The organism is [Clostridium] polysaccharolyticum (genome assembly GCF_900111595.1).
GTDB classification, from domain to species: Bacteria; Bacillota; Clostridia; order Lachnospirales; family Lachnospiraceae; genus Clostridium_AI; species Clostridium_AI polysaccharolyticum.
This window is the reverse complement of the sequence record NZ_FOHN01000006.1, coordinates 1-22,357: the sequence shown is the minus strand read 5'-3', so window position 1 is coordinate 22,357 and position 22,357 is coordinate 1. Positions and strand designations below refer to the sequence as shown.

Annotated in this window: 23 protein-coding genes; 21 read left to right on the top strand and 2 right to left on the bottom strand. The window is 36.6% G+C overall.

The features are described from left to right. Positions 1 to 141: 141 nt before the first annotated feature. Positions 142 to 1,116, top strand: a complete 975-nt coding sequence (locus BMY85_RS05240) for a hypothetical protein (protein ID WP_143066325.1) — start codon at positions 142 to 144, stop codon at positions 1,114 to 1,116. Continuing rightward, positions 1,100 to 1,774: an ABC transporter ATP-binding protein gene (locus BMY85_RS05235; protein ID WP_092477209.1), complete on the top strand. Its 675-nt coding sequence runs from the start codon at positions 1,100 to 1,102 to the stop codon at positions 1,772 to 1,774. The genes BMY85_RS05240 and BMY85_RS05235 overlap by 17 nt, the downstream gene beginning before the upstream one ends. A gap of 53 nt (positions 1,775 to 1,827) precedes the next feature. Here the strand turns inward: BMY85_RS05235 and BMY85_RS05230 are convergent, their stop codons facing one another. Next, a complete protein-coding gene (locus tag BMY85_RS05230; protein ID WP_092477207.1) occupies positions 1,828 to 2,619 on the bottom strand; it encodes a hypothetical protein in 792 nt (263 codons plus the stop codon). Positions 2,620 to 2,891: 272 nt separating this feature from the next. Between BMY85_RS05230 and BMY85_RS05225 the strand changes: the two genes are divergently transcribed. The 6 genes from BMY85_RS05225 (at position 2,892) to BMY85_RS05200 (ending at position 8,493) form a co-directional block, all read left to right on the top strand. Beyond that, complete coding sequence (locus tag BMY85_RS05225; protein WP_092477205.1) at positions 2,892 to 3,260, top strand: hypothetical protein; 369 nt, start codon at positions 2,892 to 2,894, stop codon at positions 3,258 to 3,260. Between the two features lie 120 nt (positions 3,261 to 3,380). Further along, the gene (locus BMY85_RS05220) at positions 3,381 to 5,246 is read left to right on the top strand and encodes a TIGR03960 family B12-binding radical SAM protein (RefSeq protein WP_092477203.1); all 1,866 of its coding nucleotides are present in this window, start codon (positions 3,381 to 3,383) and stop codon (positions 5,244 to 5,246) included. Next, entirely contained in the window at positions 5,230 to 5,982 is a 753-nt protein-coding gene (locus BMY85_RS05215; RefSeq protein WP_092477201.1) for a TIGR03936 family radical SAM-associated protein, read from the top strand. The genes BMY85_RS05220 and BMY85_RS05215 overlap by 17 nt, the downstream gene beginning before the upstream one ends. Positions 5,983 to 5,999: 17 nt before the next feature. Further along, positions 6,000 to 7,238, top strand: coding sequence for a ribonuclease E/G (locus tag BMY85_RS05210; protein ID WP_092477199.1), 1,239 nt, complete (start codon positions 6,000 to 6,002; stop codon positions 7,236 to 7,238). Beyond that, the gene (ybaK, locus tag BMY85_RS05205; RefSeq protein ID WP_092477197.1) at positions 7,207 to 7,689 is read left to right on the top strand and encodes a Cys-tRNA(Pro) deacylase; all 483 of its coding nucleotides are present in this window, start codon (positions 7,207 to 7,209) and stop codon (positions 7,687 to 7,689) included. The genes BMY85_RS05210 and ybaK overlap by 32 nt, the downstream gene beginning before the upstream one ends. 93 nt (positions 7,690 to 7,782) lie before the next feature. Next, positions 7,783 to 8,493 (top strand): TraX family protein, encoded by a 711-nt coding sequence (locus tag BMY85_RS05200; protein WP_177180649.1) that lies wholly within the window; start codon positions 7,783 to 7,785, stop codon positions 8,491 to 8,493. A gap of 102 nt (positions 8,494 to 8,595) precedes the next feature. On the opposite strand, the gene BMY85_RS05195 is transcribed toward BMY85_RS05200, so the two are convergent. Next, positions 8,596 to 10,071, bottom strand: coding sequence for a methyl-accepting chemotaxis protein (locus BMY85_RS05195; protein ID WP_092477192.1), 1,476 nt, complete (start codon positions 10,069 to 10,071; stop codon positions 8,596 to 8,598). Between the two features lie 322 nt (positions 10,072 to 10,393). Between BMY85_RS05195 and rplU the strand changes: the two genes are divergently transcribed. From rplU to BMY85_RS05130, 13 genes are all read left to right on the top strand, one after another. Then, a complete protein-coding gene (gene rplU / locus BMY85_RS05190) occupies positions 10,394 to 10,702 on the top strand; it encodes a 50S ribosomal protein L21 (protein WP_092477189.1) in 309 nt (102 codons plus the stop codon). Positions 10,703 to 10,714: 12 nt separating this feature from the next. Then, a complete protein-coding gene (locus BMY85_RS05185) occupies positions 10,715 to 11,035 on the top strand; it encodes a ribosomal-processing cysteine protease Prp (protein WP_092477187.1) in 321 nt (106 codons plus the stop codon). Positions 11,036 to 11,063: 28 nt separating this feature from the next. Next, positions 11,064 to 11,351, top strand: a complete 288-nt coding sequence (rpmA, locus tag BMY85_RS05180) for a 50S ribosomal protein L27 (RefSeq protein WP_092477186.1) — start codon at positions 11,064 to 11,066, stop codon at positions 11,349 to 11,351. Between the two features lie 191 nt (positions 11,352 to 11,542). Continuing rightward, positions 11,543 to 12,826, top strand: a complete 1,284-nt coding sequence (gene obgE / locus BMY85_RS05175) for a GTPase ObgE (protein ID WP_092477184.1) — start codon at positions 11,543 to 11,545, stop codon at positions 12,824 to 12,826. A 345-nt stretch (positions 12,827 to 13,171) separates the two neighbouring features. Continuing rightward, positions 13,172 to 13,762, top strand: a complete 591-nt coding sequence (locus BMY85_RS05170) for a cysteine hydrolase family protein (protein WP_092477182.1) — start codon at positions 13,172 to 13,174, stop codon at positions 13,760 to 13,762. Between the two features lie 43 nt (positions 13,763 to 13,805). Continuing rightward, entirely contained in the window at positions 13,806 to 14,774 is a 969-nt protein-coding gene (locus BMY85_RS05165) for a hypothetical protein (protein ID WP_092477180.1), read from the top strand. A 27-nt stretch (positions 14,775 to 14,801) separates the two neighbouring features. Continuing rightward, positions 14,802 to 15,158: a PEP-utilizing enzyme gene (locus BMY85_RS05160; RefSeq protein ID WP_092477178.1), complete on the top strand. Its 357-nt coding sequence runs from the start codon at positions 14,802 to 14,804 to the stop codon at positions 15,156 to 15,158. 15 nt (positions 15,159 to 15,173) lie between these two features. Continuing rightward, a complete protein-coding gene (locus BMY85_RS05155) occupies positions 15,174 to 15,947 on the top strand; it encodes a PEP/pyruvate-binding domain-containing protein (RefSeq protein ID WP_177180648.1) in 774 nt (257 codons plus the stop codon). 22 nt (positions 15,948 to 15,969) lie between these two features. Continuing rightward, positions 15,970 to 16,641 (top strand): dTMP kinase, encoded by a 672-nt coding sequence (locus BMY85_RS05150; protein ID WP_177180647.1) that lies wholly within the window; start codon positions 15,970 to 15,972, stop codon positions 16,639 to 16,641. 89 nt (positions 16,642 to 16,730) lie between these two features. Beyond that, positions 16,731 to 18,245, top strand: a complete 1,515-nt coding sequence (locus BMY85_RS05145) for an aminotransferase class I/II-fold pyridoxal phosphate-dependent enzyme (protein ID WP_092477172.1) — start codon at positions 16,731 to 16,733, stop codon at positions 18,243 to 18,245. Positions 18,246 to 18,484: 239 nt separating this feature from the next. Then, on the top strand, positions 18,485 to 19,171 hold the full coding sequence (locus BMY85_RS05140; RefSeq protein ID WP_092477170.1) for a polyphosphate polymerase domain-containing protein: 687 nt from the start codon (positions 18,485 to 18,487) through the stop codon (positions 19,169 to 19,171). A 32-nt stretch (positions 19,172 to 19,203) separates the two neighbouring features. Beyond that, positions 19,204 to 19,899, top strand: a complete 696-nt coding sequence (locus BMY85_RS05135; RefSeq protein WP_092477168.1) for a DUF4956 domain-containing protein — start codon at positions 19,204 to 19,206, stop codon at positions 19,897 to 19,899. 29 nt (positions 19,900 to 19,928) lie between these two features. Beyond that, positions 19,929 to 21,968 (top strand): CotH kinase family protein, encoded by a 2,040-nt coding sequence (locus BMY85_RS05130; protein ID WP_092477166.1) that lies wholly within the window; start codon positions 19,929 to 19,931, stop codon positions 21,966 to 21,968. Positions 21,969 to 22,357 lie beyond the last annotated feature (389 nt).

Here is a 22,357-nt window from a genome sequence, read left to right as displayed (position 1 = left end):
ATGATAAACATTTTGTATAAATTATATTGTATAAACAGGACAGTCAATATTTTATTTATTCTAACAATTAGCTTGGTTTTTGTATCGCTAAGCCAAGCAATCTCGTCAGATATACAACCTAAACTGGATTATCCAGAAAATATGTATTATTTAGCGAAGAATGAGAATGTAAGTGAAAAGGAAATCAGGGATGTAAAGGAGATAGAGGGGGTAGAAGGTGTTGGATATGAGATGATGGGAAAGGGGTATCTGGCCTTGAAAAGGAAAAAGAACCCGATGGATATCTTATATTTAAATGACACCATGCAGTCCATTCAGTATAAGCTTGCAAGTGGAAAATGGTTTGATTCTACATCTAAGAAATGTGAAGTGATTCTTAGTGGGGATTTTTCTAGAAAATATAAAGCTGGTGATACGATAGTATTTTATACAGAAAAACAGGAAAGAAAAAAAGCAGCTATTGTTGGTAAATTACAAAATCCATCTTTCCTTATGATGCTAGACTATACAGGTTTAGGGAACTCCATGACTTTTAAAGACATGCTGGTACAAAAAAGAAATATGATTTTAACTAATAATATTGATTTGCTTTGTGAAAATGGAAGAGAATATCCATCATTAGCGCTGGTAGTAAAATTGAAAGACAATAATAAAGAAACAATCTCTCAGTTACACAAGCATGGACAGCTGATTCCTTTTGGAGAGATATCTGAAAATAGTGAAATCCATCAAAAGGAGTTAAGGAAATACGTATTCCCCCTCTTTGTTCCACAACTTGTTATCGTGATTTTTTGTATTATATGTACTACCCTTATACAGGTACATAAGTCAAAAGGCATTTTAAGGATTTTAAGGGAATGTGGGGCTTCTAAATTAAAAATTATATGTATTGTGACAACTCAGAATACTATCAATATAGCATGTTCTGCCATAGCGTATGTTTTTATGATTAAATTTTTAAATTGGAAAAATCACGAGGCATATCGTTTGAATATGGTATTTTCCATTATATTTATTTTATTTATGGTTTTTACAACGGCATTCGTTTCGATTTTATGTGTAAAAAAAAGATTTTGCATTTTTAAAGGAGAGGAAAGGCATGCAGATATTACTTGAAAATATTACAAAGCAATATAAAAGTGAATCGGGAATTTCCAATTTGGTTCTGAATGATATTTCACTTGAAATCTGGAAACGGGATATGATTGCTATTACAGGCAAATCCGGATCGGGAAAGACTTCGCTGCTTCGTATTCTTGGTTTGTTAGATCCTTTGTTTACGGGAAAATATTATTTTAATGAACGAGTGATAGTTCCTAGAAAAGACAGAGAGATGTCTAGAATCCGAAATGAGAAAATTGGTTTTGTGAGTCAGGATTTTTCTTTGATTCTGCAGATGAATGTTTACGATAATATTGCAGTACCGATTTACTTGGCGAAAAAAAAGTTCTCTTCCTTAAAAAATGGTGTGTTAGAAAAAGCATATCAGCTTGGAATAGGACATCTTTTAAAAGAGCCTGTGAAAAACTTGTCAGGTGGAGAGCAGCAGCGGGTTGCTATCGCACGTGCGCTGATTATGAATCCTGATATAATTTTGGCAGATGAACCTACAGGTGCATTAGATAGAAAGACATCAGAGAAAATAATGGAATTATTAATGGATATTAATCGTTCTGGAACTACAATTGTAATTGTGACCCATGATAGTGAAGTGGCTGCTCTTTGTAGACGTGAGTATCATCTTGAAGATGGTAAAATACTATTGGGAAGATAAAAAGGTGATGCAACGTAAAATCGGCTGCATCACCTTTTGGGTATGTTTTATTCTTAATTCATCTTCTCATCAAGTAAGCTTTCGATAAAATTCTCCTTTACATCAGGGTACTGTTTTTGTACAAGCTGTTTTGCTTCCTGATATTGTTTTAAGTAATTGGCTTCGTCTGGAAGAGAAGGATCGTTACAGTTTTCCAGAAACTCATCTGTAACATGTTCGTTAATCCAGTTCATGATTTTTTTGCGAACAGTTTCTTCTTCTGCAATTTCGCCTTTTAGTACTTTGGCCTGTCTCATGGAATAAATGCCGTAAAGGAATGCAGCAGCAAATAATGCAATATTTAATCCAAATGAGATTGTTCCGTTTAACAGATGCAAGATACCAGTTGCATTAAGAACGACATAAGCAAGACCGACAATACCGATTCCAATGAGCATAATGCCAGTGGATTTTACGTCGGAGTACTGGTCTTGTTTCTTTACATAGGTTCTGGAAGAGGAATCCGGCTCCTCGTCCGTTTCCTCATAGTTTTCTGTTTCTTCGGCTTCTTTTTTATCTTCTTCCACAGACATAAATGCACCAAATAATTTGGCGATTTCTTTCACATCTTCTTCCTGGCAGCGTATATAGTAGTTGCCTGAAGCCTCGTCCTTTTCCCAGCTTATATTTTCTAGTTTAGAATATGTAAGAAATGAGGCAAATTTATTCACTTCTTCTTCTGAGAAAAAGTCGATTTGTTTTAAAAGAATGGTTGTATCCAGCTCGTCTACTAGCGGTTCATTGCAAGTAGGGCATATGGTTATTCCATCTTGAAATTCCTGTTTGCATTTTGGACACCAAGACATAAGTAATCTTCCTCTCTTATAAGATTTTTCATACTAAAAATATGGTAACATACTAACTCTGTAAATGCAAGTTTGTAACATGAGATGATGAAAATCTGGCAGGAAAAAGAACAGATATTATTTTGCAGATGCAGTAAACTTTATGTGTGCTTTCATAATAATGCCTATAATTGGCTGGTTTATAAAGGGAAGATAATTGAAGAAAAATTAGCTCTATTGGCATATTTCCCATATCCTTCAATATAATATACAAAGAATATCTGGAGGACATAATGAGTGATCTTAGCAGCAATTCCATGTCACGTGAACAATTAATCCGAAGTGCCAGAGCTAACTGCATGAAGCAGATTGACAGCCCGCAAATTTATGCAGATGGAGAAGAAAATGTGGAAGTCCAGACAGGGATGGCATTTAAAAAGAGTACATACATCAGGCTGTTTTTTTCCTGTCTCCTTTTATTAGGAGTGGCAGCAGTCAAGCAGTCTGGATGGTCTTATAGTGGTTATGATTTTAATACCATAGTTACGCTGGTAGAAGATAACCACCACTTTGACAGAATCCAGCAGGAAGCTTCTGAAATGCTGGAAAAAGACGTAATTCCAGCATTTCAGCAAATATTAAACAGTGACAAAAAGAAGTAAGTCTGTTATAATAGCATAAGCAAATGGAAAAAGGAGTATTCAGTGATTAGTCATTGAAGCACTCCTTTATCATTTAAACAGATTTCTATGGATAAGAAACAGATTGAAAGAGGTAACAAAATGCGCAAATTGGCACTTAGTGATGAAATATTACTTACCGTGGAAAAACCAGCCAGATATATTGGCAATGAATACAATATGGTCGTGAAAGAGAAAGACAGCATCGATATTCGTTTTTGCATGTGTTTCCCGGATGTATACGAAATTGGGATGTCACATCAGGGAATCCAGATTTTATATGATATGTTTAACCGCAGGGAAGATACTTACTGTGAACGTGTGTATTCTCCCTGGAGTGATTTGGACAAGATTATGCGAGAAAAGAATATCCCTTTATTTGCATTGGAATCGCAAGATCCAGTAAAAGAATTCGATTTCTTAGGAATAACCCTGCAGTATGAAATGTGCTATACCAATATTCTTCAAGTCTTAGATTTATCCCAGATTCCACTTATTGCAGCAGAGCGTGGGGAGGATGATCCCATTGTAATTGGTGGAGGTCCATGTTCTTACAATCCAGAACCAATTAGTGATTACTTTGACTTATTCTATATGGGAGAAGGCGAAACCATTTATTATCAGCTGCTTGACACTTATAAAGCAAACAGAAAACGTGGCGGTACAAGAAAAGAATTTTTAGAAGCAGCAGCTCATATTGAAGGTATTTATGTACCGCAGTTTTATGAGCCGGAATATAAGGAAGATGGAACTATAAAAGCATTTCGTGTAATCAATGAAAATGCACCGGAAACGGTGAAGAAGCAAGTGGAAATGCAGTTAAGTGATACATTTTATATGGAAAATCCATTAGTTCCTTACATTAAGGTAACACAAGACCGTGTAGTTTTGGAAATCCAGAGAGGATGTATCCGTGGATGCCGTTTCTGTCAGGCTGGCATGATTTACCGTCCAATTCGTGAAAGAAGCATTGAGTTCTTAAAAGACCGTGCCTATACCATGTTAAAATCCACTGGTCAGGATGAGATTTCCTTAAGCTCCCTAAGTTCCAGTGACTACTCTCATTTACAGGAACTAGTGTACTTCCTGATTGATGAATTTGGTTCCAAAGGAGTCAATATTTCCCTGCCATCTCTTCGTATTGATGCATTTGCACTAGATGTTATGAGCAAAGTACAGGACGTGAAAAAGAGCAGCCTGACATTTGCGCCAGAAGCAGGTTCACAGCGTATGCGTGACGTGATTAATAAAGGCTTAACAGAAGAAGTGATTCTAAAAGGTGCTATGGATGCTTTCCGTGGTGGATGGAACCGTGTAAAACTTTACTTTATGCTAGGCCTTCCGGGGGAAACAGAAGAAGACATTGAAGGAATTGCGATTCTGTCTGACAAGATTGCAAGAGAGTATTACACAATTCCTAAGGATCAGAGAAATGGAAAAGTACAGATCGTATCCAGTACCTCCTTCTTCGTTCCAAAGCCATTTACCCCATTCCAGTGGTCAAGAATGTGTACCAGCGAAGAATTCTTAGAAAAACAGCGTTTCCTAAATGGAAAAATGCGTGAGCAGTTAAACCAGAAAAGTATTAAATACAACTGGCATGAAGCAGAAGTTACCTTGCTGGAAGGTGTACTTGCCAGAGGTGACAGAAAGTTAAATAAGCTTCTTTTGGATGTATACAAAAAAGGATGTATGTTCGACTCATGGTCAGAGCATTTCAAATATGATGCCTGGCTGGAAGCATTTGAAGAAAATAATATAGATCCTTTATTCTATACAGCAAGGGAACGTTCCTTTGATGAAGTGCTTCCTTGGGATTTCATTGATGCAGGTGTGACCAAGAAGTTCTTGTGGAGAGAGTACCAGAATGCTATGGGTGAAACTGTAACTCCAAACTGCAGGCAAAAATGTTCTGGATGTGGAGCAGCAAAATTTGGAGGTGGCGTGTGCTATGAAAGCAAGAATTAAATTTATAAAAACAGGGTCCATGAAATTCATTGGACATTTGGACGTTATGCGTTACTTCCAGAAAGCATTTCGAAGAGCTGATATTGATATTGCTTACTCACAGGGATTTAACCGCCATCAGCTGATGTCATTTGCACAGCCTCTTGGAGTTGGCCTTACAAGTGATGGAGAATATCTGGACGTGGAACTTAATTCTTCTGGTTCTGAGGAAGAAATGGCTGCAAGATTAAATGCACAGATGAATGACGAAATCCGTGTAGTAAATTTTCATGTTCTTTCGGATAAAGGACGAAATGCCATGTCTATTGTAAGTGCAGCAGATTATGAAATTGCCTTAAAAGATGGATATACACCAGTTGAAAATTTTGAAGAAAAATTTGCTGCCTTTATGGCACAAGATAAAATTGAAATTGAGAAGAAAACAAAGAAAAGTTCTTCTTTAATAGATATTAAGCCATTTGTGTATCAGTATGCATTTGACAAAGAAAGCTTTGGAAAGTTAGTAAAGAGAGATTATTCTGAAACAGTGGCACAGCAGTTTGAAGCGGAACAGAAAGTGTATGTACAGCTGGTTGCCGGAAGTGTTACTAATATTAAGCCTGACCTTGTAATGGAAGCATTTTACCAGTATCTTGGACAGGAATTAAATCCATTTTCTTATCAGTACCACCGTTTGGATTTATATGCAGATGGTGAAGATGGAACAATAATCTCTTTAGGAGAACTAAAAGAGTAGTTAGAAGGGGAATGACCATGGAGAAAGCAAACCAGTTAGTGATTTTAAAAGAAGAACAGATTGTATATTCGCTGTTGCTTTGCAAGAAGGAGCTCGTTCAGGTAAATGCAGAACAGGCTTCTTCTGGTGGTGTCCTTCTTGGTAATATCTATATTGGAAAAGTAAAAAATATTGTAAAGAATATTAATGCTGCGTTTGTGGAGATTGCAGGAGGGGTTATGTGTTATCTTCCCCTTTCCAAGCCGCAGCATCCGATTTACTGCAATGGAATGCAAAGAGAACGGATCTGTATTGGGGATGAAATCATGGTCCAGATAGAACGTGAAAATGTAAAAACCAAGTCTCCAACCGTTACCTGTAACTTAAATATTACAGGTAAATATGTGGTGCTGACCCACGGAATTACGAAAACAGGTATTTCGGCCAAAATTGTATCTAATGAAGAAAGGGCTAGATTAAAAGATATCGTAAGTCCGTATTTGCAGGATTCCTATGGATTTGTCATAAGGACCAATAGCGAAGGGGTGGAAGAAAAACGCATTCTGCAGGAAATACAAGCATTACAGTCTGTTTATCAGCGTATTACCCAGCAAGAGATTCATTTTACAAGGTTTTCACTGATCGAAAAAGGCCTGCCTAATTATTTGGCCGATATTCGAGATTTTAACCAGTGCCAGATAGATGAAATCATTACAGACCAGAAAGAAATCTACGAAGAGATTCATGCATTTTTAAGTATGTATCAGCCAGAAGATCTTTCAAAACTGGCTTTCTATCAGGATTCCATGATTTCCATGAAGAATTTATATAGCATCGAAACAAAACTTCAGAAGGCATTGCATAAAAGAGTCTGGTTAAAATCCGGCGGCTATCTGGTAATTGAGCCTACAGAAGCTTTGACTGTAATTGATGTAAATACTGGGAAAGCAGTGAAAGGCAAGAAAAATGAACAGGAAACCTATTACCGGATTAATTCTGAAGCGGCAGAAGAAATTGCAAAGCAGATACGCCTGCGTAATATGTCAGGGATTATTATAATAGATTTTATTGATTTAGAGGACGAAGAAAAAAGAAAAAGCTTAATGAATCAATTGAAACATTTATTTGCGAAAGATCCTGTGAAAACAGCTCTTATAGATATGACAAAGTTAAATCTGGTGGAAGTGACAAGAAAAAAAGTACGAAAACCATTATGGGAACAGATAAAAATAAGGAGAGATGAGGATGGCGAAAGCAGTGAAAACCAACGCTCTTAGAATGCTTGACAAAGCAAAGATTCCATATCGTACCATTGAGTATGAGGTAGATGAAAAGAATATCTGCGGGTCAGATGTGGCACGAAAGACAGGTCTGCCTCTGGAACAGGTATTTAAGACAATTGTACTAAAAGGGGAGCGGAATGGTTATGTAGTATTTTGCCTGCCAGTTAATAAGGAACTGGATTTGAAAAAGGCAGCAGCTGTAATTAAGGACAAAAGAGTGGAATTGATTGCAGTGAAAGATCTGCTGAAAATTACCGGATATATCCGGGGAGGATGTTCACCAGTAGGGATGAAAAAGAAGTTTCCGACGTATATGGATTATACGGCAGAACAGTTTGAGGAAATTAGTGTAAGCGCAGGAGTACGTGGATGCCAGATGGTTGTAAATGCAAAACAGTTAATTGCATATACAGAAAGCACGCTGGTAGATGTGACGGAATCGTAGTGGCTAGATGTTACAAAGGAAACAGGTGAGGATTTAGCAATTATCTTGGGGCAGAATATGGAGCACCAGAATAAAAGGAAGGATGATAGGGATATGAAGCAGAAAAAGCTTGCTGGCTTAAGTGGAGGGCAATTAAAGATTCTTGCACTGGTTACCATGATTATTGACCATTTTACGGCAGTATTTGTAGATTACAATAGTTATGGGAGATGGTATTGGATTGGAAGAGGGATCGGAAGGCTTTCTTTTCCTATCTACTGCTTTCTGATAGTAGAAGGTTTTTTCCATACGAGAAGCATCCGGAAATACGGTACCAGGCTTTTTCTGTTTGCCTTAATCTCTGAAGTGCCATATGATTTGGCCTTTTATGGAACTGTTTTCGAACCGCATCATCAGAATGTATTCTTTACATTAGGTTTAGGAATTGTGCTAATGTCTCTAGTACAGGTTATTCCAGAAAGGTTCGGAGAGAAGAAGGTAAAGCTGGAGAATATAGTGCTTCTTGCAGCTTACGCACTGGTCTTTCTGGTTTCTTATCTGGTTAAAGGAGATTATGAAATTAGTGGACTTGTATTAATCTATCTTATGTATCTGGTACATGGAAATCGAAAGAACGTGGCCTTTTCCAATATAGTGGTCAATGTAATGACTGGTTTTGAAGGGATTCAGATGCTGGGAGCTGTTTCTGCAGTACCTGTTTATTTTTATAATGGAAAAAAAGGGATATCCTTAAAGTATTTCTTCTATGTGATATATCCTCTTCATTTGCTTTTGTTTTACTGGATTAAAAATTTTGTTATGTAAGGTAAAATAATAAGCTAGTCAGAAAAGAAAGATATTAGATTTCTTTTTTGGCTAGCTTTTTTGATTTATAAGAAATTTCGTTATATTCTATATTTGAGCGATTTATAAAGATTGAAGCGCATTTAGAGTATTTAATTTATCTCCAGTTTCTTTGATAACAGACATGCTGCTGTTGATATCTTTGAATTTGCTGTTTTGTTCCTGGACGGAAAGATTAATGTCATTTACAATGCTGTTGTGTTTTTCAACGATTTCAGCAAATTGTTTCATGTTTTCTTGGATTTCGTTAAAAGAATTGATTACATAACGGTTGTTTTCCTGTTCGTTATGAATGTTGCCTTGTAATAAATCAATAGAGTTTTTCATGTCTTCAAAGGAAGCAGTGGTATTAGATACAAGGGTGGCACCTTCTGTTATAGCATTACGGCCTAAGGCAACCTGCTCTTTGGTTGCTTTGATGTTTTCATGAAGCAGGCTAATAACGCTGTAAATGTTTTGGACTGTCTGGTTCGTTTCTTCAGCTAGTGCCTGGACTTCAATAGCAACAACATTGAATCCAGCGCCATGTTCTCCAGCACGTGCAGCTTCGATAGAAGCATTTAAAGCCAATAAGTTGGTCTGTTTTGAAATGTTGGAAATCTGCTGTAAAAATGTATCGATCTCATTGGTATTGGCTTCAAGAGAAATGGATTTTTCAAGAGCAATTTGAACGGTATCGTCAATGATATGCATTGCATTCTGGATTTCCTTGATTCCGTTCTGGTTTACAAGAATAATTTCATCTACTTTCTGGGATGTGCTTTCCATTTCTTCGGATAATGTAACGGAGGCGGCAATCTTTTCATTAGAAGATTCTAGTAAGCCTAAAATATTGCGCATACCCTGCGTCTGTCCGGTTAAGCCTTCTGCAGTTTCTTCTATTGAACTTAAAATGATTTCGTTAGCAGCAGTTAAGGCTGACATGTTTTGGTTGGAATGATCAACTTGTTTATTTAATTCATTACAAGTTGTCTGGATTGCCTGCAATGTCTCATTTAAATTCGTAATAAGCTGTTCACTTTCTTCACTTTTTTTGTAAGCATCTTCCGCCAAGCATCGTCCAGAACGAACAAATGTGAAACATAAAGTCAGGAAGACAACGAGTCTTGCAATAGTACTTCCAATAGTAGGTAAATCGATTGGTCTGCCGAAAAGAATATTTACAATTATGATTGAAAGACAGGTTAAAATACTGTAGATAATATGACCTTTTGGATCAAAATACAGAAGAGAAAGTGTGATGGTAATCATCAGATAAGTCTGAAGCATATTTACGTCGTTTTTGTTAATAGCCATAAAAATTGTAACAACTGTCGGGACAATTGGCATAATATAGGTCTGCATCTGTGGTTTAATTAGATTGAATTTTAATCCTAATGTTAGAGATACCGCAGGAATTAAGCAGACTAGCGATTTGTAGGAAAGGCTTTTGGTTCTTGCGGTTATTCCTAACGCTAGGGCTATGTCGATAAGCCATACTATCTTCATAATAAGACGAGTGGCTTTTCGGATCGACTGATTTTGGACTTCTTTCGGCATATAACATGCTCCTTTCTGTTGCTTTGGTAATGTTACATGTGCCTTAGTGTATTACTGCTTAATTTATTTCGACATATTACGTCGAAAAAATAATACTAAATAAGAAAAAAAGAGAAAATGCTAGAAAATTGACAAATCCCATATTTATACGAAATTATTTTTTTGCTTTTGGAATAAAATTTTATAAAATGAAATCAAGCTATTGACAAAAACAAACTTATGTGTTTAAATTATCTAGTATGCCGCACAGCGAGGTAATAAGGGTGTTCTGTTTCGTCGGAATAACACCATAGCTGGCGAGTAATTGAGTAGGAGGTGCCATATGTACGCAATTATTGCAACAGGTGGTAAACAGTACAAAGTTTCTGAAGGCGACGTTATTAACGTAGAAAAGCTTTCTGGTGAAGCTGGTGCAACTGTAAAATTTGATGACGTTTTAGCTGTAAACAAAGATGGCAAATTAGCTGTCGGAAGCTCTGTTAATGGTGCAAGCGTAACAGCTACTGTTGTAAAACAGGCAAAAGCTAAAAAAATCATTGTTTACAGATATAAGAGAAAAACTGGTTATCATAAGAAAAACGGTCATAGACAGCAGTTTACACAAGTTAAGATTGAAAAAATTGAAGCTTAATCAGGATGTTATATGATTAAAGTTACGGTATTCAGAAATGATAATGGTATTTGCAAAGGATTTCAGTGCATGGGTCATGCCGGATATGCAGGCTTCGGACAGGATATTGTCTGTGCAGCTGTTTCAGTGTTAGTTGTGAATACAATTAACTCTATCGAAGAATTTACAGACGATGCAATTGCGTGTGAAGTAAAAGAAGAGAACGGTGATGTAAAGCTTGAGTTCACGGCTGATATCAGTAATGAGTCCAGACTGCTCGTGGAATCTATGCTTCTTGGTTTGAGAGGTGTGGAACAAGAGTACGGAAAAGATTTTATTGTAATAGAAGATTAATTTACTTATACTCGAGGAGGTGTAAGATATGTTAAAGATGAACCTTCAGTTATTTGCCCATAAAAAAGGTGTTGGTTCTACTAAGAACGGCAGAGACTCTGAATCTAAGAGATTAGGTGCAAAAAGAGCAGATGGCCAGTTTGTTTTAGCTGGCAATATTCTTTATAGACAGCGTGGTACAAAGATTCATCCAGGTGTTAATGTAGGACGCGGTGGCGATGATACTTTATATGCATTAGTTGATGGAGTATTAAGATTTGAAAGAAAAGGCAGAGACAAGAAACAGGCTTCTGTATATCCAAGAGAAGCAAAATAATTTTTGTTAAGCCAAGCCCCAAATTGTGAGAAATCATGTTTGGGGCTTTTCGCTTTCTATGCAGGAAATTCTGCTGTAACATGCAAAGTATAGAAGTTTGAAAAACGTGCAAGCTATTAGATAGCAGTTAATAATTAGCTTGTATTTACAGATAGATTGACAAGAAACATATTCTTAGAAAAGAGGTTACTATGTTTGCAGATCATGCGAAAATATATATACGCTCAGGAAAAGGTGGAGACGGACATGTAAGTTTCCGCCGTGAAAAATACGTTCCTGCAGGTGGTCCGGATGGTGGAGATGGAGGTCGTGGAGGCGATTTAATATTCGAAGTAGATGACGGTATGAATACGTTAAATGACTTCCGTAATATTCGTAAGTACATTGCTGGAGATGGACGGCCAGGCGGAAAGAAGAGATGTCGAGGGGCCGATGGGGAAGATAAAATCGTAAAGGTGCCAGCAGGAACCATTGTACGTGATGCAGCATCTGGTAAAGTCATCACTGACATGTCTTACGACAATAGAAGAGAAGTTATCCTTCGTGGCGGTAAAGGCGGTAAAGGGAATATGAACTTTGCTACTCCTACCATGCAGGCACCAAAGTATGCCCAGCCAGGACAGCCTTTTCAGGAACTTGAAGTATTGCTTGAATTAAAGGTAATTGCAGACGTTGGTCTTGTTGGATTCCCTAATGTGGGAAAATCAACATTTTTGTCACGTGTCACCAATGCAAAACCAAAGATTGCCAACTATCACTTTACAACACTTAATCCGAATTTAGGTGTTGTTGACTTAGAGGGTACAGATGGTTTTGTGATTGCCGATATTCCTGGATTAATCGAAGGGGCATCTGAAGGAATTGGACTTGGACATCAGTTCCTTCGACATATCGAACGTACAAAAGTTATTATTCATATGGTAGATGCAGCTTCTGTAGAAGGAAGGGATCCAGTAGAAGACATTAAAATTATCAATGCAGAATTAAGTGCATACAGTGATAAACTTACACATCTTCCACAGGTGATTGCGGCCAATAAAGCAGATGTTTTCTATGGAAACCAAGGTGAAGAAGTAATTAAAAAGCTTCGCAAAGAATTTGAGCCACATGGTATTAAAGTATTCCCTATTTCAGCTGTAAGTGGACAGGGTGTAAAAGAACTGCTTTACCATGTAAAAGGAATGTTAAATGAAATAAAGACAGATCCCGTGATATTCGAAAGAGAATTCTTCCCTGAATTTGATTTGAATTCTGAACCTGTTATCGTGAATAAGGTGAAAGAAGGATTATATACAATCGAAGGTTCTAGAGTAGATAGAATGCTTGGCTATACCAATCTGGAAACAGAAAAAGGATTTGCCTTTTTTCAGAAGTTTTTACGGGAAAATGGAATTATTGATGAGCTTGAGAAACTTGGCATTCAGGAAGGCGATACCGTTCAGATTTACGATTTGCATTTTGATTATTATAAATAGTATAAAAACAGGCAGACTAGAGATTCTCTCTTGGATAGAATGGAAAAGATATTCGAGAGAGAATTTTTTTATTTGATAAGAAAGTCCTCTGCGAATCCTTTCCTATCAAATAAAAAGTGCCCTGAAAAAGAAGGGCACGGCAAAGTCTGAGTTCCTTCGAGTACATTCCAGTTGCGAAGAGTCTGAGAAACTCAGACTTTGTTTTTCATAATAAAGAATAAAAACGTCAAATTTGTTATATTAAGAAATCAAGATGAAGAATTTGACATTATATGAAAGATGTGATATTAATAATAATTAAAAAAGGAAAGGAATTTGGGTTAAAAGAGTCCAAAGTGTGATTGTATGAATGAATTAAACGAAGCATTATTAGTAATTGATTCTCAAAAAGTATATGCGTCAGAAGGTTCAGAACTTTATGTGCAGGATTATAAGGCAGTGGTTGAAAATATAAATAAACTTATTCAGCTGTTTCAAAAGCAAGGAAAACCGATTATTTATATTAGGCATATGCATAATTCCCGAAAAGATTCAGGAAGAATGTTTGATTATGTGGGAGAAGAACTTGAGGTAGGTTTCCTCGAAGGAACAGCAGATATAGAGTACATAGAAGAATTAGAAATCGTGGATGAGATACCAGAAGTCATTAAGAGGAGATATTCCGCATTTGAAGGAACTTCTTTGGAAACGGTTTTGAAGGAAAAAGGTGCTGATTGCGTAGTAATTACAGGATTTATGACGAATTACTGCTGTGAGGCAACTGCAAGACAGGCACATGATAAGGATTATTTTGTGAAGTTTATATTAGATGCTACAGGAGCGCCAGAACTTCCAGATTTATCAGAAGAGGATATTAGAAAGAATACAGCTGCGAATATATCTTTCGGGTTTGGAAATGTAATTTCTACAGCGGAATATATACAGCAGAACATATAAAAGCCAGAAAACGGGGAGTAAAATTACATAAGGAGGGAAGAACATGAATTATGATTTATATTATCCAGTCACAATTCAAAGGCAAGAGGCTTACATTAAGGATTATTTGAAAACCAATGGCATAGAAGATTTGATTTGGATTTCGGAAAATAGAGATTTTGCAGAACAGGAAAGATATAAAGAAAAAGACGAAGTTGATGATTCATTAAAGAATTCGGTTTCCGTTTTGGAAGAAGGAAACTGGATTAAACAATTGTTTTCAGAAGAAGATTCTTTATCTGCGGCCCAAAAATATGACCAGAGGCTGAAAGAAAATCTGGAAGTGCTTACGAAATTATATCTGGAGGGACTTGAAGAAGCTGGTATCAATAATTTAAGTGAAGCTAGGGAACTATGGAAAAAAATTAAGAAGCAAAGTGATATTGATAATGCACATGCTATGTATTTATCAAGTGATAACTGGCCATTTTCGGTATTCCATAAAATAATAGATGACATATTAGAACTTTTAGATGGTGACTTTGAGATGGGCAGCAAACTGCTTACGGCTGGAATGCAGGATGTAAGAACATCTGTTTTTGCAGATTTAAGTGGAAAATACGAAGGTGCTGATCGAGAAACCTACATAAAAAGTGTATGCGAAAGTGGATTGTACATAAAAAAAGACGGGGTAATACCTTTGTTTGCTTATATTGCGGAAACGGGCAAGAAAGTTGATGTATTGAAATCGGATGAAATTAAAGAACAGTACGAGAGTGCAAAAGAAACCGTTTTAAAAACATTAAATGATGAAAAAAAAGACAAGATGAGGAAATTAATAGAGGCTTATGAATTGCTGTTTGCAGATCGGGTAACGTATGATATTTATGAGTATTATGGATTTTATGCATTTATCAGACATGCGTTAATTCGTAAGACAAAGAAGATTATTGCACTTGAAAAGAGTGAAGAAGAGGCAAGAGCATTTTGGTATCTTGCATCTACCTATCAGTTTGATAAGATTGATTTTTAATAGATTGTAATGTAGAGGGGAAAAGAAATGAATTGTGATGGATGTAAAGCAAGAAAGGAATCTGAAATCTGTAAGGGCAGAACTGCGGTATTGGGATGTGCAGAAGGAAAAGCACGTGTTATTATGAACAGCAATGAATATGCAGAGGTAGAGGAGAAAGAGATTATTATAACACCAATGACAGAACCAGATAGTATTGGTGCCATTCATAAAAGTGCAGGAGTTATAACGGACCGTGGAGGTGTTTTATGCCATGCTGCTATTGTCTGCAGAGAAATTGGCAAACCATGTATCGTTGGAACGTCAAATGCTACTAAGGTTTTAAGAAATGGAGATAACATAAAAATTTGTACGAAGTATGGGAAAGTGTATAAAATAGATTAGGGGAAAATGGATAAAATGAAAGACAGATTTAGGATTTTAGGAAATCAGGTGGAAGAACAAGTAGCTGGATTGGAAAGAATGGGAGGAAAGGCTTACGGTCTTTACGTATTAGATAAAAATGGGTTTCAGATACCAGAAACCGCAGTGATACCAGTTGGAACCAAGTTTGATTCCCAAATCCTGTTTCAGGTTTCAAATTTTGTTAAGGAGATACTGGATTCTGATTCAAATGCTTTATTCTCTGTACGCAGCAGTGGATGTATGGAAGATGGACATCAAACAAGCTTTGCAGGAATGTATGAAACATATCTGAATGTGAAACAGGAGGATATAGAAGAAGCAATAAGAAAGTGCTATCAGTCTGCCCACTCAAATCGTGTAGAAAGTTATGGCGAATTAATGGGAATAAAGAAAGAGGAACAGAAGCGAATGGCTATCGTAATACAAAAAATGGTATGTGCAGATATGTCAGGTGTTATGTTTACAAGTAATCCGATAGATGGAAATCAAAGTGAAGTAATCATTGAAGCAGTAAATGGGCTTGGAGAAAAGCTGGTAAGTGGCCAGATCACTCCTGATTATTATTGTATCAGTAAAGAAAATGGAGAATTACTGGAATTTGAGCCTGGTGACGAGGATGGAATGCATTTGGAAAAAAAAGTTTATGAAACTATGCGATTAGATGCAAAAAAGCTAGTAATGTGCTTTGCTAGTGAGATGGATATCGAGTTTTCCGTTGAGAATGGCAACATTGTCTATCTGCAGGCAAGAAGCATTACAAGTATATAGCATTATTAAAGAAAGGATAATCATGAAACGACCAATAGTTATTGCAGTATGTGGAATTGATGGCTGTGGCAAAAGCACACAAATTAATATGCTAAAGAAGTATTTAGAGGAAAAACAGAAAACAGTGAATATAACCAAAGTGAAAATGAATCGTACAAGCATTTTATTTGATGTTTCTGAAAAAGTGTTTGGTGATCCCTATGCCTATCATCCACATATCCAGCCAGAAGTAATGAATACGGTAATCGCCTGTGATGTAGCATATCACTATCGTTATGAAGTTGAGAAAGTAAAAGATTGTGATTATCTATTATGCGATAGACATAAATTATGCTATTTGGCGTATACGGACGCATTTGGTGGAGAAGTTAAATGGATAGAAGAAATCATGAAGCAGTTTCCAGATCCAGACATTACAATATACATACGTGGAAATGTAGAACTTTCTACCAAGAGACTCATGTCGAGAGCAGATAAACCTATTCGGACGGACGAAAATCCAGAGATTTTATCCAGTGCTCTTAATGCATATGAGGAAAGAATAAAAGAAGTTCCAAGCGAAACAATGATTACGGTAGGTGCAGACGATGCGGCAGAAAATATTCATGCAGCCATAATTCAGCAGTTAGAACCACTCTTAAAGAAGTTTGATAAGGAAAGAACAGAGGAGAAAAAGAAAATAAACTTTATCTGAAAATAAACTTGCAATATTGAACTTTCGCAAAGAACATGGTAAACTTATCTTTATAAAATAAACTTTTAGTTAAGATAGGAGCGTTATCCATGAAAAATTCAACTTTTGCAGAACGGCTAATTATGGCAATGAATAATAAAAATTTAAAACAAGTTGATTTAATCCGATTTGCAGAAACTAGAGGAATTAAGCTTGGAAAAAGCCAGGTAAGCCAGTATGTTGGAGGGAAAGCTGTTCCAAGAAACAACATTGCAATGTTTTTAGCAGAAACCTTAGATGTTACCATAGACTGGCTATATGGAAATCAGATTTCCGAAGAAGTGAACATACCAGATACAACAGCACATCTGAATGAAAATGAACTTAATATAAATGGGGGAGATGGCAGCATGAGAGTATTTAAAAAATCAGCCAAACTTGATAACGTATTATATGATGTCAGAGGACCAGTAGTAGAAGAAGCAGCCAGAATGGAAGAGGCTGGTATGCATGTTTTGAAACTGAACATTGGTAATCCGGCTCCATTTGGATTCCGTACTCCAGACGAAGTTATATACGACATGCAGCGTCAGCTTACAGATTGCGAAGGGTATTCAGCAGCAAAGGGTTTATTCTCAGCAAGAAAGGCAATTATGCAGTATGCCCAGTTAAAGGGGATTCCAAATCTTTCAGTAGATGATATCTATACAGGAAATGGAGTCAGCGAACTGATTAATTTAAGTATGTCTGCCCTATTAGATAATGGGGATGAAGTGTTAGTGCCATCACCAGATTATCCGCTTTGGACAGCATGCGTTACTCTGGCAGGTGGGAATCCTGTACATTACATATGCGATGAACAGGCAGAGTGGTATCCGGATATGGATGACATTCGAAAGAAAATTACAGACAAAACAAAAGCAATTGTTGTTATCAATCCGAATAATCCTACTGGTGCGTTATACCCAAGAGAAGTATTGCAGGAAATTGTGGAGATAGCAAGGGAACATCACCTTATCATTTATGCAGATGAAATTTACGACCGTCTGGTTATGGACGGAGAAGAACACATTTCCATTGCATCTCTTGCTCCGGATTTGTTCTGTGTAACTTTTAGCGGGCTGTCAAAATCCCACATGATTGCAGGATACCGAATTGGCTGGATGATACTAAGCGGCAATAAACAGGCTGCAGAAGATTATATGCAGGGGCTTAATATGTTATCCAATATGCGGTTATGTTCCAACGTACCAGCACAGTCCATTGTTCAGACAGCACTTGGCGGATACCAGAGTGTAAACAATTATATTATTCCAGGAGGAAGAATCTACGAACAGAGAGAGTTTATATATAAAGCGTTAAATGATATTCCGGGAATTAGTGCCGTTAAGCCAAAAGCAGCATTTTATATATTCCCTAAAATTGATACCAAGAAGTTCAACATTGCAGATGATGAAAAATTTGCACTGGATTTATTAAAAGAAAAGAAAATTTTACTGATTCATGGTGGCGGATTTAACTGGAAACAGCCAGATCATTTTAGAGTTGTATATTTGCCTAGAATAGAAGTATTAAAAGATGCAATAGAGAAATTAGGCAATTTCCTTTCAACATATAGACAATAAATTATTTCCATGTGGATGCTGTAAAAAACATCTTAGACAGTGTGTTTAATGGAGCATTTGTCTAGGATGTTTTTGCTTTGTACAGATTCCGCCATAGTATTTGTAATAGAGTATTGTCACATTTTTTACACAGATACTACATTTTCTATACACAAATCTTAGATATACTAAACCCATGTTAAACAAAAGCAATGAAAAATGTTATTTAACATTAGAACGAAACAGAGAGGAGGAAGGCGATGGGGGATTTAAAATTCCGTCATGAAACCAAGCATTATATTACCTATGGCGATTATCTTGCAATCAGAAGCAGGTTAAAAGTAATTGCTATGAGCGATCAACATGCCGATGAAAATGGTTTTTATCTTATCAGAAGTTTGTATTTTGACAACTATAATGACAAGGCGTTAAAAGAAAAGGTGTATGGCTGCAACAACAGAGAGAAATTCAGAATTCGCTTTTACAATGGGGATGATTCTTTTATTCATCTAGAGAAGAAAAGTAAAATAAATGGATTATGCAATAAGCTGTCTGCTTCCATTACGAGAGAAGAAGTAGAAAAGCTTATAAGAGGCGATATTGGATTCTTAAAAGAAAGTGGCAAGCCATTATTTCTTGATTTGTATACGAAAATGCAGTATCAGTGCATGAAGCCAAGAGTAATTGTAGATTATCTGAGGGAACCATTTATCTATGAGCCAGGTAATGTAAGGATTACTTTTGATACATTTATTAAAAGTGGGCTGCACAGCAAAGATTTTTTTAATATGAAAGTACCAAGAATCGAAGCAACAGAGCATGGACAGCTTCTTATGGAAGTAAAATATGATGCGTTTCTGCCAGAAATCATACAGATGGCAATTCAGGTGAAGGAAAGGCCGAAAACATCATTTTCCAAATATGAAGCATGCCGAAGATTCGGTTAATACTTAATGAATGATAAGAAAGGATGATGAAAATGACATTTTTATCAACAGGAACAGTTAATTTTTCAGATATTTTTAAATCAAAGTATATAGAGAATATTACTTCTTTTCGTTTAGTAGATACCGTAATTGCAATGATACTTGCATTTGCAATCGGATTTTTTATTTATTATGTTTACCGTAAAACCTTTAATGGTGTTATGTATTCACAGAGTTTTGGAACATCTTTAGTTGCCATGTGTGTTACTACGACGTTTGTTATTTTAGCAGTAACAAGTAATGTGGTATTGTCTTTAGGTATGGTTGGTGCATTATCCATCGTGAGATTCCGTACAGCTGTAAAAGAACCTATTGAAATTACTTATTTATTCTGGGCAATTGCAGCAGGAATTGTAGTGGGAGCTGGTATGTTCCCATTAGCTGTATTTGGTTCCGTTTTAATCGGAGTTATCTTAGTTCTTTTTGTAAATAAGAAAACATCCGATAATCCATATATTTTGGTAGTAAATTGTGAAGAGGATGAAGCAGAGAAAAAAGTGATGAATTATGTGAAGAATCAAGTGAAAAAGACGGTGATCAAATCGAAAACGGTTTCTAAAACAGGAATAGAAATAACTTTGGAAGTACGTCTAAAGGATGAAACAACAGATTTTGTAAATCAAGTTTCCTCTATCCAGAATGTAAATAGTGCCGTATTAGTAAGTTATAATGGGGATTATATGTCTTAATGGATAGATAGAATGAGAGGTTGAATGCTATGAAGAAAGAAAAGATGTGGAATGTGGCCGCTGTGGCCATAATCATTCTGGCATTAGTGTTTACTTCTGTTTTGGCATATTGTCCGAGAGTATTTCAAATGGATAGTTCAGCCACACTTTATGCATCCTCGGTATTTGATAAAACCAAGGTTATGAAGGTAAATATTATTATGGAGGAGGATGCGTGGGAGGAAATGCTTGAAAATGCTGCCTCTGAAGAATATTCTGCTTGTGACATTGAAATTAATGGAAAACGATATAATAATGTAGGAATCCGGCCTAAGGGAAATACTAGTCTGCTTAATATTGTGCAGGATGATACAACCGACAGATTTAGTTTTAAAGTTGAATTTGACCATTTTGAAAAAGGCCAGTCACTAGATGGTCTGGATAAGCTTTCACTCAATAATATAATGGCTGACGCTACTTATATGAAAGAATATATTACGTATGACATTTTGTCTTATCTTGGAGTGAATTCTTCTTTATTTTCGTATGCTTCTATTCATCATAATGGTGAGTATTGGGGATTGTATATTGCCTTTGAAGCAATTGAAGACTCCTTTCTTCAAAGAACTTATGGAGAGACAGATGGAAAACTTTATAAGCCCGAAAATATGGAGGCAGGGCAAATGGAGGGGCTTGATGACCTGCCAGATGCTATGAAAGAAAAATTGGAGAACATGTTTGAGGAAAAACAGAAATCCTTTACGGAGAAGTTCGAAGAAGGTGGGGATCGCAGCATAGCACAGGGGCAGGATAGAGCAGAGGATAGCAAGAAATCAGAAAATAATGAGAAGCCAGATAAAAAAAGTGCAGATAAAACAGAAGAGACTGGTACACAAGCGAAGAATCAGCAGGCACCACCAGACATGCCAGAAGGAATTAAAGGGCAGCAGGCACCGCCAGATATGCCAGAAGGATTTGACGGGCAGCAGGCACCGCCAGATATGCCAGAAGGAGAGCAAGGTAAGAAACAAGAAGGGACAAAAGAGAACTTAACGAAAGATGAACAGCAGAAAAAAGTTCAAGGCAATGAAAAAGAAAAAAAAGGTCCAGGAGGTGGAATGGGCTGCAGCTTAGCCTATATAGATGACAATTATGATAGTTATCAGGTAATATGGGAGGGCAGTATTGATGAAACTGTTACGGATGCAGATAAAAACAGGGTGATTACTGCATTGAAAAATATATCCAATAAGGAAAATATAGAGGAATACTTGGATGTAGATCAAATGTTACGCTTTATTGCTGCGAATGTTTTGGTTTCTAATGATGACAGTTATTTTGGTAATTTGCTGCACAATTATTATCTTTATGAACAAGATGGGAAACTTTCCATGCTTCCCTGGGATTATAACTTAGCTTTTAGCGAAATGTTTATGGAAAACAGTGGAGATGCAACACAGGTTGTAAATCGTGGAATTGATGATGTAGTATCTAGTGGTACGTTAGAAGAACGTCCTTTGCTTGCCGCAGCCTTGTCAACAGACGAAAATATGGAGAAATATCATCAATACATGAAGGAACTTATAGAGGGCTATTTTGCCAGTGGTGTTTTTGAAACAACCGTAGCCCAGATTAAAAAAATGATTGTACCTTATGTTCAGTCGGATCCTACAGCATTTTACACGTATGAGGAGTTTGAAAAAGGTTATGATACTTTAATGGAATTCATAGATGCCAGAGTAGAAAGCATACAGAAGCAGTTAGATGGCGAAATTCCAGCCAAAGCTTCTTTGAGAACCGAAAAGGATACGCTTGTAGATGGTTCTGGAATTACAATAAGCGATATGGGAACTATGTTTGGAAGCAAAGGAGTCCCTTCGTTCCTTGAGAAAGGGAAGGATAACCAGAAACAAGGAGCAGAAGGACAGAAAGGTCAAGCTCCTATGATGCCAGGTTTAAAGAATTCTAACGAACCAAGCAAAGCAGAACAAAAAAATGCATGGATCCTAACAGGCATATCCTGTGCAGTCCTCGCTGCAGCACTGGTATTTCTGAGAATTTTTAAACGGAGGAGGTATCGGGCTACATAAAAAGAAAGAAAGAATAGGGATTTCATAAATGAAAAAAACGAAGCAGATCTGTAATTTGTCAGATATGCTTCGTTTTTGTCTGTCAAGCCTGAAAGGATAGGAAGGTATATCAGGCTGGATTAGGGATATATAGGAGATATTACAGAACGGTGGAAAGTGGTTGTGCTATAATCCAGATATATTTAGGATAAAAGTGCTGGTACATTTATGTTTTATAGTGCAGATAATTGAGTTACCGATACATTTCCTAAATTATAATTCAAAACAGAAAGGAGCATACCATGAATCGAAGACACAGACAAAGAAGAATACTATCTGCCATACTGGTACTGTCAATGGTGTTAAACCTTATAGTGCCATCCAGTATACAGGCAGAGACTGCCAAAGAA